Genomic DNA, 11963 nt, shown 5'->3' with positions numbered 1-11963 from the left:
CGCCTTCTGCCCCCAAGCCTGCTACGCAGGCGGCCCCGGCCCCTTCCGCTACCTCCTCTACAAAGACGTCAACCGCCAGATCCGCCTCACCTGACGACGTCCTAGGGTCGGGCGCGTGCGGTTCGAGGGTTTTGGCGACGGAGCGGTCGAGTTCTTCGAGGGCCTGCTGGCGGACAACTCGAAGGCCTACTGGGCGGACCACCAGCAGCTCTACGAGGAGCACGTCCGCGGTCCGGTGGAGGCGTTGCTGGCCGAGCTGGAGCCGGAGTTCGCGCCCGGCTTCGGCAAGGGGAAGGTGTTCCGGCCCCACCGCGACCTGCGGTTCAGCCGCGACAAGTCGCCGTACAAGACCCACTGCGGTGCCGTGATCGAGCAGGGGCGCGGCGGCGGTGCCTACTACGTCGAGATCGGTCCGGAGGGCCTGTTGGTCGCCGGCGGGTGCTACCACACCGAATCCGACCAGCTGGCGCGCTTCCGGTCCGCAGTGGACACCGACGTCCACGGTGAACAGCTGCGGGGCCTGCTCGACGCGCTGCGCGACCAGGGCTGGCGGATCGACGGGGACGTGCTGCAGACCCGCCCGCGCGGCTTCCCCGCCGACCACCCGCGGCTGGACCTGCTCCGGCACAAGACGCTCCACGCGGCGCGCTCCTGGGAGCCCGATGACGTGCTGCACGAACGCGCCTGCCTGCAGCGCGTCCGGGAGTCCTGGGAAGCGGTGCGCGAGCTCAACCAGTGGTGCGCCGACCACGTCGGGACCACCGAGAAGAAGCGGCGATGACCTGGCGTCCTGCGGTAGATCACGCCTGGGAGCGCCGGGAGCGCGCGGTGAACGCGGCCCACCCCGCCAGCGCGCCCGCGACGTCCACGACCACGTCGAGCAGTTCGCAGCTGCGCCCGATCGGCAGCAGGCCCTGCAGCACCTCGGAGAGGGCCGCGTAGCCGACCAGCACCGGGAGCAGCCACGCGGTGCGCGCCCCGGCGATCCGGCCCGTGATCGCCAGCGCCGCGAAGAGCGCGACGTGCACGACCTTGTCGGTGCCGGGCGGGGCGCTGGGAACGCCGGACTCCGGCGTGAACAGCACGGCCCAGCTCGTCAGGACGGCGATCAGGAGCGGAAGCCGTCTGAGCTGCTTTCTGCATTGATCCAGCAACGAAACACCCGATCAGGAATCTGGAGCGTGGCTGCGTGCTGCACCCGGGTGGCAAGAGACTAGGCTGGCATGATGTGAGTCGACGAGCCAAGATCGTTTGTACCATGGGCCCCGCCACCGCCAATCCGGAGAAGGTGGCCGAGCTCGTCAGCAGCGGAATGAACGTCGCCCGCTTGAACTTCAGCCACGGCAGCCACGCCGATCACCAGCAGGTCTACGACATGGTGCGGGCAGCGGCCAAGGAATCCGGCCGCGCCGTGGGCATCCTCGGTGACCTGCAGGGACCGAAGATCCGGCTCGGGAAGTTCGCAGCCGGTCCGGTCGAGTGGCGCACCGGCGACGTCGTGCGCATCACGGTCGACGACGTGCAAGGCACGCACGACCGTGTGTCCACCACCTACGAGGGCCTGGCCGGGGACGCCAAGGCGGGCGACCGGTTGTTGGTCGACGACGGCAAGGTCGCGATGGTCGTGACCGCCGTCGAGGACAACGACGTCGTCTGCGAGGTGACCGAGGGCGGCACCGTCTCCGACAACAAGGGCATCTCCCTGCCGGGCATGGACGTCTCCGTGCCCGCGCTGTCCGAGAAGGACATCGAGGACCTGGAATTCGCCCTGGAACTCGGAGTGGACTTCATCGCGCTGTCGTTCGTGCGCAGCCCCGCCGACATCGACCTGGTGCACCAGGTGATGGACCGCGTCGGCCGCCGCGCACCGGTCATCGCGAAGCTGGAGAAGCCCGAGGCGGTGGACAACCTCGAAGCCATCGTGCTGGCCTTCGACGGTGTCATGGTCGCCCGCGGTGACCTCGGCGTGGAGCTCCCGCTCGAACACGTCCCGCTGGTCCAGAAGAAGGCGATCCGCATCGCGCGGGAGAACGCCAAGCCGGTCATCGTGGCCACCCAGATGCTGGACTCGATGATCCAGAACTCGCGTCCCACGCGTGCCGAGACCTCCGACGTCGCCAACGCGGTGCTCGACGGCGCCGACGCGGTGATGCTCTCCGGTGAGACCAGCGTCGGCCGCTACCCGATCGAGACCGTGCAGACCATGGCCCGCATCGTCGAGGCCGTGGAGGCCGGTTCGCCGACTCCGCCGGAGCTCAGCCACGTGCCGCGCACCAAGCGCGGCGTGATCTCCTACGCGGCCCGCGACATCGGCGAGCGCCTCAACGCCAAGGCGCTCGTGGCCTTCACCCAGTCCGGAGACACCGTGCGGCGCCTCGCGCGGCTGCACACCCGGCTGCCGCTGCTGGCGTTCACCCCCGAGGAGTCGGTGCGGAGTCAGCTCGCTCTCACTTGGGGGACGGAAACGTTCTTGGTGCCTAAGGTGGACACAACGGACCAGATGGTGCGACAGGTCGACCAGGCGATGTTGTCCCTGGGTCGGTCGCAGCGCGGCGACATGGTGGTCGTCGTCGCCGGTTCGCCCCCGGGCACGGTCGGTTCGACGAACCTCATCCGCGTGCACCGGCTGGGAGAAGAAGACCACGTCTGATCGGCCTTCGGACGGGAGCCACCGGCTCCCGTCCGGCCGGTCGGGCGCCCGAACTGAGGAGCACGCAGTGACCGAAGCGGCCCGGGCCGCAGCAGCCGACCCGACCGGTACCCACCTGCAGGGCGAGGTTCCGCTCGACGTCAACGGCATGCCGCACGGCCAACCCGTGCTGGACAGCCTCGTGGCTCTGCTGGACCTGGAGCGCATCGAGGAGAACATCTTCCGCGGTGTCAGCCCCGCTTCCTCGACCATCCGCGTGTTCGGCGGCCAGGTCGCCGGGCAGGCGCTGGTCGCCGCCGGTCGCACGGTGCCGCAGGAGCGGCGGGTGCACTCGCTGCACGCCTACTTCATCCGCCCCGGCGACCCGAGCATCCCGATCGTCTACGAGGTCGACCGCACCCGCGACGGCCGTTCGTTCACCACGCGCCGGGTCGTCGCCGTGCAGCGCGGCAAGACCATCTTCTCGCTGTCGGCGTCGTTCCAGGTCGACGAGGAGGGGCTCGACCACGCCGAGGCGATGCCCGACGTGCCGGCCCCCGAGTCGCTGCCGACCTTCGGCGAGCGCATCGGAGAGGTGCTGCCGAAGCTCGGCCCGCCGCAGCCGCGCCCGATCGACGTCCGCTACGTCACCGAGCCGCCGTGGGTGAGCCGCGAGAAGGGCCCGCGCGAGGCCCGCAACCAGGTGTGGATGCGCGCCGACGGCGTGCTCGCGGTGCCGGACGACGACCTGCTGCACGTCTGCATCGCCGCCTTCGCCTCCGACATGACGCTGCTCGACGCACCGCTGGCGCGGCACGGCGTCTACTGGGGTCTCGACGACGTCGCCGGTGCGAGCCTGGACCACGCGATGTGGTTCCACCGCCGCTTCCGCGCGGACGAGTGGCTGCTCTACGACTGCGAGTCGCCGAGCGCCTCCGGCGGTCGCGGCCTGGCCACCGGCCGCTTCTTCTCTCGCGACGGCCAGCTGGTCGCCACGGTCGTCCAAGAAGGGCTCCTCCGCGTCAACGACTGATCCACGGTGTCCCGCCCAGCTCTGCGGGGCGGTGCCGGAGGCAGCCCTCCTGCTCCGGACCGGCCGGTCCAGGTGCGCCCGGTGCTCCACGGCGGCCCGTCCCCGCAGGACCACCTCAGAGCCCGCGGCGGAGTCGGCTGAGTCCCACACCTGACGAGGCGGCTGCCGCCGCGTGCCGCCTGGCCCTCGGGGGCGCGCAGCAGCGTGACCAGCGGAAGTCCCCGAAGGAGAGAGCGCAGAACCGCGGACATCCGGCGTCGTCCCTGATGCACGCCTCGACGCCCGGCGTGCTGCGACGTCGCTGGAGAACCTGCGGCGGGCCCGGCTGAGCCTCCCCTTCGAAGTTCGCGCGAACTTCGAAGGGGAGGATCCGGCGTCGAACTTCGCGCGAACTTCGAAGCACCCGTGTGGCGCAGGGGCCTGGGACCGCGGGTTCGCGGCTTTGCCCACCCCTAAGGGCGTGTGCGGCGTTTGGGGCGCAGGTGCTTGGGCGGTGTGAGAGCTCGGGTGTGCAGCTGCTCCAGGACGATGGAGCTGGTGAAGTTGCGGACCTCGGTGCGCGAGGCGAGCTTGTCGACCAGGAACTCCTGCAGGTGCGTGGTGTCCTGGACGGCCACGTGGAGCAGGAAGTCGGCTTGGCCGCTCACGTGCAGCAGCGATCGCGTCTCCGGCTGGGCCATGACGAACTCGCGGAACTGGTCGACGATCTGGCGCGTGTGCGGGCGGACGTTGACCGCCACCACCGCCTCCAGTGCCAGTCCCGTCGCGGCCGGGTTGACGTCGGTGTGCGATCCCGTGATGACTCCCTGCTCACGCAGCCGGCGGACGCGCTGCAGGCAGCTCGACGGTGCCAGCCCGACCCGTTCGGCGAGGGTGCGGTTCGGCAAGGTCGCGTCGTTCTGCAGCTCCTCCAGGATCGCCCAGTCCACCGAATCCAGTTCTACGGGATCGCCCACAACCGAACATCCTACGTCCGGACTCGAAAAGCGACGAACGAACCACGGAGGATGTGCGCACTCGCCGACCCGACATCCACTGGAGGAATTCGTCGTGCACATCGCCTGGGGGTCGTTCCTGCTGGCGCTGCTGGTGATCGTGATGGTCCCCGGCCCCGACTTCGTCGTGGTGACCCGCAACGCCGCCAGCGGCCGCCGCTACGGCTGGCTGGCCGCGGCGGGCGTGACCTGCGGGCTGCTGGTGCACGCCACGGCCGCCACGCTCGGCCTGTCGGCCCTGGTCGCGACCGTTCCCGCGGCGTTGTTCGTGGTGAAGGCGCTGGGCGTGGCCTACCTGGCGTGGATGGCGTTGCAGACGCTGCGCCGCGCTGGGTCCGGTACAGCCGAGGCGGTGCTCGAGCAGCCGAGCTCGGGGCGGTCGGTGTTCCTGCGCGGACTGCTCACCGACGTGCTCAACCCCAAGGTGATGCTGACGTTCCTGACCCTGCTGCCGCAGGCGATGGACCCCGGTTCCGCGCCGATGCCGCAGGCCGCCTTGCTCAGCGCCGTCGCGGTCTCCGCCTTCGCCGTGTGGTGGCTGATCGTGGTCCCCTCGGTGGGCAGGCTGGCCGCGGTGCTGGCGAACCCCAAGCGCCGCAAGGTCTTCGAGCGCTGCTGCGGTGGTGCGCTGCTCGCGATGGCGACGTCGATCGCCGTCGGCTGATGGTGTCTGCTTTGCGACTTCCGTGTTGATCTCGTTGACCGTCCACATCCCGGCTGCTTAACCTCCGTGATCTCGGAGAGGAGCCGGCATGCGGAGACGGTGGGCGTTCGTGGTCGGGTTGGCGGTGGCGTTGCCGCTGGCGGTGGTCCCGTCGACAGGTGCAGCACCCAGCGGTGTGGACGCGCTCAAGGTCGACCTCGACGACATCCTGGCCGATCCGCGGCTCGACGGGGCCCAAGCCGGAGTCGTGGTGCGCGACCCGGCCACCGACGAGGTCCTCTACAGCAGGCAGGCCACGGACCGCGCCACCCCGGCCTCGAACGCCAAGCTGTTCACCGCCGCAGCGGCGCTCGAAGCCCTCGGGCCCGACCACCGGTTCCGCACCCAAGTGCTCAGCGACGGCGCTCAGCAGGGCGCGACGTTGCAGGGCGACCTCTACCTGCGCGGCACCGGTGATCCGACGCTCCTGGCCACCGACTACGACCGGCTCGCCGCGCAGATCGCCGAGCAGGGCGTGCGCGAGGTGCGGGGGCGGCTGCTGGCCGACGACACCTGGTTCGACGACGTCCCGCTGGGTACCGGCTGGGCCTGGGACGACGAGCCCTACTCCTACTCGGCGCCGGTCTCGGCGCTCAGCGCCGCGCCGGACACCGACTTCGACGCGGGCAGCGCGATCGTGCGCGTCACGCCCACCTCGCCCGGCCAGGCCCCGTCGGTCGCGCTCGACCCGGGAACCGGGGCGCTGACCGTCGACAACCGCGCCATCACCACCGCCGACGGAGAAGCGGACATCACCACCACCCGTGACCACCACAGCGGCCGGGTCGTGGTGACCGGGACCATCCCGGCCGGTGCCGACCCGGTGGAGGAGTGGATCGCCGTTCCCGACGCGACCGCCTACGCCACCGACGTCTTCGCCCGCGCCCTGGCCGCCCGGGGCATCAGCGTCACCGGGACCGGCGAGGGCGCTGCGCCGCAGGGCGCCCGGGAACTCGCCGGCCGCGAGTCGATGCCGCTGCGGGAACTGCTGGTGCCGTTCCTCAAGCTCAGCAACAACGGACACGCCGAGGTGCTGGTCAAGGCGATGGGCCGCGAGCGGGCGGGCGAGGGCAGCTGGGCGGCCGGGACCCGGGTCCTCACCGAGGAGCTGAGAGGGCTCGGCCTGAACGCCGACGCGTTGCGGATGGTCGACGGTTCCGGGCTGTCCCGGATGGACGGGCTCACCCCGGACCAGCTCGCGGTGCTGCTGGACAACGCCGCGCAGCGCCCGTGGGCTCAGGTCTTCCGCGACGCCCTGCCGATCGCCGGTGAACCCGACCGGATGGTCGGCGGCACCCTGCGCAACCGGATGGTGGGCACGGCTGCGGCCCACAACGTGCACGCCAAGACGGGTTCGCTCACCGGGGTCACCTCGCTGTCCGGCTACGTGACCACCGCCGACGGGCGCGAGCTGGTGTTCTCGGTCGTGTTCAACGACTTCCTCTCCGCAGCGCCGCAGGACCTCGAGGACGCGATCGCAGTGCGCCTCGCCGAGCACAACGGCGCCGACGACCACCCCCGCGGCCGCCTGCAGGTCCCGCAACCGCGCACCGCCGTGGACGACCCCCGCACGGACCGCGACGAGAGCACCCTGGAGTGCTCCTGGACCAAGTCCTGCTGATCGCCTGACCAGGGACTGCTGCCGCCCAGCGGTAGCAGCAGAGACGCACAGCACGTCCGTGGATTCCGACGCCACTCCAGAGGCGGCCGGGTGCACGCCGTCCGGACGAACTCGGCGCGGAGCACACTCAGGAACATCTCGACGTGCTGACTCGCCGTGCTGACGGACTCCTCGTTGCGCTAGCGGAGTCCACGCTCTGCCGGCGGAGTCCCGAACATCGGATTGCGCGCGAACTTCGAAGGGGAACTTCGGTCGTCAAACCTCGCGCGAAGTTCGAAAGCGTTGAGCGGCACGCGAACCAACTGGATCAGCGTCGTTCGCACCTGTGATCCACCCCTAGGGGCGCCGCTGCGGAAATCACGTGGCGTATCCGTGCCACACCTGAGAACGGCTCAAAGCTCCCCCGGTAGCGTGACCGCAGTCCGTCGTCGCTCACCCGAGGAGCCCCGTTCCGTGACGTTCATCAGCGATGTCCTGGCCTTGATCGCAGGACTGCCCCGGCCGCTGCTGGTGCTGGCCACCGGTGCACTGGTGCTGGGCGAGTGCACCCTCGGGCTCGGTTTCCTCGTGCCGGGGGAGACCGGGCTGCTGGTCGCCTCGGCTGCGGTGACCGACGTCGGGTTCTTCTTCACGCTGGCCGCGACGGTGGCCGCGTGCGCGGCGGTGGGCGACAACATCGGCTTCTGGCTCGGCCGCAGGTACCGGCTGAAGATGCGCGAGACGAAGGTGGTGCGCAAGCTCGGCCAGCACCACTGGGATCGCGCGGGCGCGCTGCTGCGGCGCTGGGGCATCGGTGCCGTGCTGGTCGGCAGGTTCCTCCCAGTGGTGCGGACCTTGATGCCGGCTGCCGCGGGCGCCAGCGGCATGTCCTACCTGCGCTTCGTCGTCTCGTCGCTGATCGGTGCGATCGGCTGGTCGGCCACCCACGTCGGCATCGGCTGGGCGGCGGGCGCGTCGGCGAAGTACGTCGAATCGATGCTCGGTCGCGCCAGCTGGGTGGTGGCGATCGCGATCGTGCTGGTCGGAGTGGGCGTGTGGGCCTGGAAGCGCCGCCGCTCGCGCGCCGAGGTCACGACCGAGGAGCACGTGGACGACGCCGAAGCCGCTGCCTGAGCGGTCCCAACCAGCCGAGACTCCCGCGCGGAGCGAGGGCTGGCAGTACCAGCGCGCCGGTGGAACGCTTGAGGCCTGCTCAGAGACGTGGCGCAGCGTTGTTCCGAACCCCGGCTTGCGCAGGCGCGTCACAACTTCGCGCGAAGTTCGAAGGGGATCTAGGCGCAGTGTCGCGCGAGGAAGCCGCGCTCTCTCGAACCCGACGACCCGGTGGGCCCGGCGACCCGGTGGGCCCGGCGACCCGGTGGGCCCGGCGACCCGGTGGGCCCGGCGACCCGGTGGGCCCGGCGACCCGGTGGGCCCGGTGGACCCGGCGACCCGGCGGACCCGGCGACCCGGCGACCCGGTGGGCCCGGTGGGCCCGGCGACCCGGTGGGCCCGGTGGACCCGGCGACCCGGCGGACCCGGCGACCCGGCGACCCGGTGGGCCCGGCGGACCCGGCGACCCGGCGACCCGGTGGACCCTGCGACACGTGGAGGCATCGCGGGAGATCTGGCGTGTCTGACCTGCTCCGAGGGTTGCTGCTCGAAGTTCTCGCGAAGTTCGAAGGCTGAAGTTCGCCTCGCACTTCGCGAGAAATGGGAAGAGGGGGTCGGGCGGGCTCTGCTGCGGTGGCGGGTCGTCGTGCGGGAGTGGGCAGCGCTGCTCGCCGTGCAGGGAGCCGGTGCAGCCGCTGCGCCGACTCGGGGGTTGTTGCTGCCGGCTCTGCGAAGCGGGGTGCGAGCTCAGCGGCGCTGGGAGCTTAGGAGATGCGCACGCCGCGGCCGAGTTCGTGGTGCTCCGGCGGAGCGGCACTGCTGCGAGTCTCGTTCATGTGGCTGGACTCTCATGCAGGTACCTACGGTGATCCAATGGTGAAAGCGCAGGCCACCAGCTGCAGGTGCACCGGCACACCTGTTCAGCGGACTGCAGCCAGTCGCACGGGTGGGACTAGACTCGAACGCATGGCACACGCTGGCGCGAGCGACGTGACCGCAGGTTCTCCGGACACCGACTTCGTCGAGTACCTCGAACGGCACCTGGCGGAGCGCGGGTGGACCGTGCACGACTTCTGCGAGCACAGCGGCCTGAAACCCAGCGTGGTCTTCCGCTGGCGCAAGGGCTACCGCCCCGACATCGGCAACGCGCGGATCATGGCCCGCGCTCTGGACGTCCCGTTGCTGGAGGTGCTGGTGAAGGCCGGTCGGCTCAGCGCCGACGAGGCCGGGGCCGAGGTGCGCATCGGGCCCGAGCTCGACTCGGTGCCCACCCAGGTCCTGCTCCGCGAGGTCAGCGCCCGGGTCGAGCGGATGGAGCGCTCCGCCGGTGCCGCCGCGCCCGCGGAAGCCGGCGTCTGACGCCTGACCCGTCGGTTGCCGAACGACGAAGAACGCCGCACCCCGGGTTCGGGATGCGGCGTCCTGGAGCTCTGCTGATCAGAGGTTCGGGTAGAGCGGGTGCTTGGCCGCCAGGGCCTCGACCCGGGTGCGCAGCTCGGTGCTGGTCGCCTCGTCGAAGTCCGGCTTGAGCGCCTGCGCGATGATCTCGGCGACCTCGGTGAACTCGTCCTTGCCGAAACCGCGGGTGGCCAGGGCCGGGGTGCCGATGCGCAGACCCGAGGTGACCATCGGCGGGCGCGGGTCGTTCGGCACGGCGTTGCGGTTGACCGTGATGCCGATCTCGTGCAGCCGGTCCTCGGCCTGCTTGCCGTCCAGCTCGGAGTTGCGCAGGTCCACCAGCACCAGGTGCACGTCGGTGCCGCCGGACACCAGCGAGACACCGGCCTCAGCGGAGTCCTCGGCCAGCAAGCGCTCGGCCAGGATCTGGGCGCCCTCGACGGTGCGGCGCTGGCGGTCCTTGAACTCCTCGCCCGCGGCCATCTTGAAGGCGACCGCCTTGCCCGCGATCACGTGCTCCAGCGGGCCGCCCTGCTGACCGGGGAAGACCGCGGAGTTGAACTTCTTGGTGAACTCCTCGTCGTTGGAGAGGATCACGCCACCACGCGGGCCGCCCAGCGTCTTGTGCGTGGTCGTGGTGACCACGTGCGCGTGCGGCAGCGGCGACGGGTGCACGCCCGCGGCCACGAGCCCGGCGAAGTGGGCCATGTCGACCATCAGGTAGGCGCCGACCTCGTCGGCGATCTCCCGGAACCGCTTGAAGTCGAGCTGGCGCGGGTAGGCCGACCACCCGGCGACGATCAGCTGCGGCTTGTTCTCCCGCGCCAGGCGCGCGACCTCGTCCATGTCGACGCGGTGGTCGGTTTCCGAGACGTGGTACGGCACGACGTTGTAGAGCTTGCCGGAGAAGTTGATCCGCATGCCGTGGGTCAGGTGACCGCCGTGGGCCAGGTCCAGGCCCATGATGGTGTCGCCGGGCTTGAGCAGCGCGAACATCGCCGCCGCGTTGGCCTGCGCGCCCGAGTGGGGCTGCACGTTGGCGTAGTCGGCGCCGAAGAGCTCCTTGATCCGGTCGATGGCCAGCTGCTCGACGACGTCGACGTGCTCGCAGCCGCCGTAGTAGCGCTTGCCCGGGTAGCCCTCGGCGTACTTGTTGGTCAGGACCGAGCCCTGCGCCTCCAGCACGGCCTGCGGGGCGAAGTTCTCCGACGCGATCATCTCGAGGGTGTTCTGCTGGCGACCCAGCTCGGCGCCGACCGCCTCTGCCACCTCCGGGTCAACCGTTGCCAGCGCATCGTTGAACAGATCCGGGTTCGACATCAGTGTGTGCCTCCTGTTTCTTTCTGGAGTCAGGCGTTGCGGCGGTAGAACGGCAGCTCGACGACCTGGACCGCCACGTTGCGGCCGCGGATGTCGACCTGGAGGGCCGTACCGGGCTCGCTGTGCTCCCGGTCGACGTAGGCCAAACCGATCGGGTGTCCGAGGGTCGGCGACGGTGCACCACTGGTGACCTCACCGATCTCGGCGCCCTCGGCGTCGAGGACCCGGTAGCCGTGGCGCGGCGCCCGCCGCTGGTCGGTGGTCAGTCCGACCAGTGTGCGCTCGGTGGGTTTCTCCGCCACCGCGGCCAGCGCGGACTTGCCGACGAAGTCGACCTCCTTGTCGAGCTTGACGACCCGGCCGAGGTTCGCGTGGTACGGGGTGAGCTCGGCCGAGAGCTCGTTGCCGTACAGCGGCATGCCCGCCTCCAGGCGGAGCGTGTCGCGGCAGGACAGACCCGCGGGCTTGAGGTCGTGCTCGGCGCCGGACTCGGCCAGCGCCTGCCACACCGCCACGGCGTCGCCGGGGGCGGTGAACAGCTCGAAGCCGTCCTCACCGGTGTAGCCGGTGCGCGCCAGCAGCACGTCCTTGCCCGCGACGGTCGTGCGGTAGCCCGCGTAGTACTTCACCGTGCTCAGGTCGGTGTCGGTCAGCGGCGCCAGGATCGCCACCGCCTTCGGCCCCTGCACCGCGATCAGCGCGTAGTCGTCGGAGACGTTCGCGTGCCGGGCGTCGAAGCGCGAGACCCGCTCGGCGAGCTCGTCGGAGACCACCCGGACGTTGGCGGCGTTGGCCACGACCAGGAACTCCTGCTCGGCGAGCCGGTAGACGATCAGGTCGTCGAGCACGCCCCCGGCCTCGTTGCAGAGCATGGTGTAGCGCGCCCGGCCCGGCGTGATGGCGGAGGCGTTGGCGACCAGCGCGTGGTCGAGGGCGGCGGCGGCCTGCGGGCCGCTGATGAGGATCTCGCCCATGTGCGTGAGGTCGAACAGGCCCGCGCTGGTGCGCACGGCGTTGTGCTCGGCGGTGTCGCCGCTGTAGCGCAGCGGCATCTGCCAGCCGGCGAACTCGGTGAACGTGGCGCCGAGTGATGCGTGCACCTCGTGGAGCGGGGTCTGTCGTGGCGACGACATGGTGAAACTCCTCCTGGTGGGCGTGCCGGTCGGCAGTCG

General features: G+C 70.8%; 11 protein-coding genes and 1 pseudogene. 8 read left to right on the top strand and 4 right to left on the bottom strand.

Annotated elements, in window-relative coordinates; genetic code table 11:
- Both EIL87_RS27405 and EIL87_RS09210 read left to right on the top strand, forming a co-directional pair.
- Positions 1-94: pseudogene (locus EIL87_RS27405) on the top strand ((S)-ureidoglycine aminohydrolase); the annotation flags it as partial.
- 21 nt (positions 95-115) lie between these two features.
- Positions 116-781, top strand: coding sequence for a DUF2461 domain-containing protein (locus EIL87_RS09210; protein WP_125089740.1), 666 nt, complete (start codon positions 116-118; stop codon positions 779-781).
- A 19-nt stretch (positions 782-800) separates the two neighbouring features.
- Here EIL87_RS09210 and EIL87_RS09205 read toward each other — a convergent pair whose 3' ends face one another.
- Positions 801-1085, bottom strand: a complete 285-nt coding sequence (locus EIL87_RS09205; RefSeq protein ID WP_233576117.1) for a VanZ family protein — start codon at positions 1083-1085, stop codon at positions 801-803.
- A 143-nt stretch (positions 1086-1228) separates the two neighbouring features.
- Between EIL87_RS09205 and pyk the strand changes: the two genes are divergently transcribed.
- Both pyk and EIL87_RS09195 read left to right on the top strand, forming a co-directional pair.
- Positions 1229-2650 (top strand): pyruvate kinase, encoded by a 1422-nt coding sequence (gene pyk / locus EIL87_RS09200; protein ID WP_125089738.1) that lies wholly within the window; start codon positions 1229-1231, stop codon positions 2648-2650.
- A 67-nt stretch (positions 2651-2717) separates the two neighbouring features.
- A complete protein-coding gene (locus EIL87_RS09195) occupies positions 2718-3662 on the top strand; it encodes an acyl-CoA thioesterase (protein ID WP_125089737.1) in 945 nt (314 codons plus the stop codon).
- A 452-nt stretch (positions 3663-4114) separates the two neighbouring features.
- Here EIL87_RS09195 and EIL87_RS09190 read toward each other — a convergent pair whose 3' ends face one another.
- On the bottom strand, positions 4115-4618 hold the full coding sequence (locus tag EIL87_RS09190; RefSeq protein WP_233576116.1) for an Lrp/AsnC family transcriptional regulator: 504 nt from the start codon (positions 4616-4618) through the stop codon (positions 4115-4117).
- 94 nt (positions 4619-4712) lie between these two features.
- Between EIL87_RS09190 and EIL87_RS09185 the strand changes: the two genes are divergently transcribed.
- From EIL87_RS09185 to EIL87_RS09170, 4 genes are all read left to right on the top strand, one after another.
- Positions 4713-5321 (top strand): LysE family translocator, encoded by a 609-nt coding sequence (locus EIL87_RS09185; protein ID WP_125089735.1) that lies wholly within the window; start codon positions 4713-4715, stop codon positions 5319-5321.
- 88 nt (positions 5322-5409) lie between these two features.
- Positions 5410-6981, top strand: a complete 1572-nt coding sequence (gene dacB, locus EIL87_RS09180; RefSeq protein WP_125089734.1) for a D-alanyl-D-alanine carboxypeptidase/D-alanyl-D-alanine endopeptidase — start codon at positions 5410-5412, stop codon at positions 6979-6981.
- A 453-nt stretch (positions 6982-7434) separates the two neighbouring features.
- On the top strand, positions 7435-8094 hold the full coding sequence (locus EIL87_RS09175) for a DedA family protein (protein ID WP_125089733.1): 660 nt from the start codon (positions 7435-7437) through the stop codon (positions 8092-8094).
- 945 nt (positions 8095-9039) lie between these two features.
- Positions 9040-9432, top strand: a complete 393-nt coding sequence (locus tag EIL87_RS09170) for a helix-turn-helix domain-containing protein (RefSeq protein ID WP_158628614.1) — start codon at positions 9040-9042, stop codon at positions 9430-9432.
- A 78-nt stretch (positions 9433-9510) separates the two neighbouring features.
- Here EIL87_RS09170 and glyA read toward each other — a convergent pair whose 3' ends face one another.
- Together glyA and gcvT are read right to left on the bottom strand one after the other, a co-directional pair.
- Complete coding sequence (gene glyA, locus EIL87_RS09165) at positions 9511-10791, bottom strand: serine hydroxymethyltransferase (RefSeq protein ID WP_125089731.1); 1281 nt, start codon at positions 10789-10791, stop codon at positions 9511-9513.
- Positions 10792-10820: 29 nt separating this feature from the next.
- Positions 10821-11924 (bottom strand): glycine cleavage system aminomethyltransferase GcvT, encoded by a 1104-nt coding sequence (gene gcvT / locus EIL87_RS09160; protein WP_125089730.1) that lies wholly within the window; start codon positions 11922-11924, stop codon positions 10821-10823.
- Positions 11925-11963 lie beyond the last annotated feature (39 nt).

Source organism: Saccharopolyspora rhizosphaerae, from assembly GCF_003931915.1.
In the GTDB taxonomy this organism is placed as follows: domain Bacteria; phylum Actinomycetota; class Actinomycetes; order Mycobacteriales; family Pseudonocardiaceae; genus Saccharopolyspora; species Saccharopolyspora rhizosphaerae.
Note: the sequence above shows the minus strand (reverse complement) of the source record. Positions and strands in the feature narration are given on the sequence as shown.

What these genes read in the sequence shown, in the direction of transcription:
- EIL87_RS09170 (WP_158628614.1), top strand. Translation starts at nt 9,040, where the DNA reads ATGGCACACGCTGGCGCGAGCGACGTGACCGCAGGTTCTCCGGACACC.
- glyA (WP_125089731.1), bottom strand. Translation starts at nt 10,791, where the DNA reads ATGTCGAACCCGGATCTGTTCAACGATGCGCTGGCAACGGTTGACCCG.
- dacB (WP_125089734.1), top strand. Translation starts at nt 5,410, where the DNA reads ATGCGGAGACGGTGGGCGTTCGTGGTCGGGTTGGCGGTGGCGTTGCCG.
- gcvT (WP_125089730.1), bottom strand. Translation starts at nt 11,924, where the DNA reads ATGTCGTCGCCACGACAGACCCCGCTCCACGAGGTGCACGCATCACTC.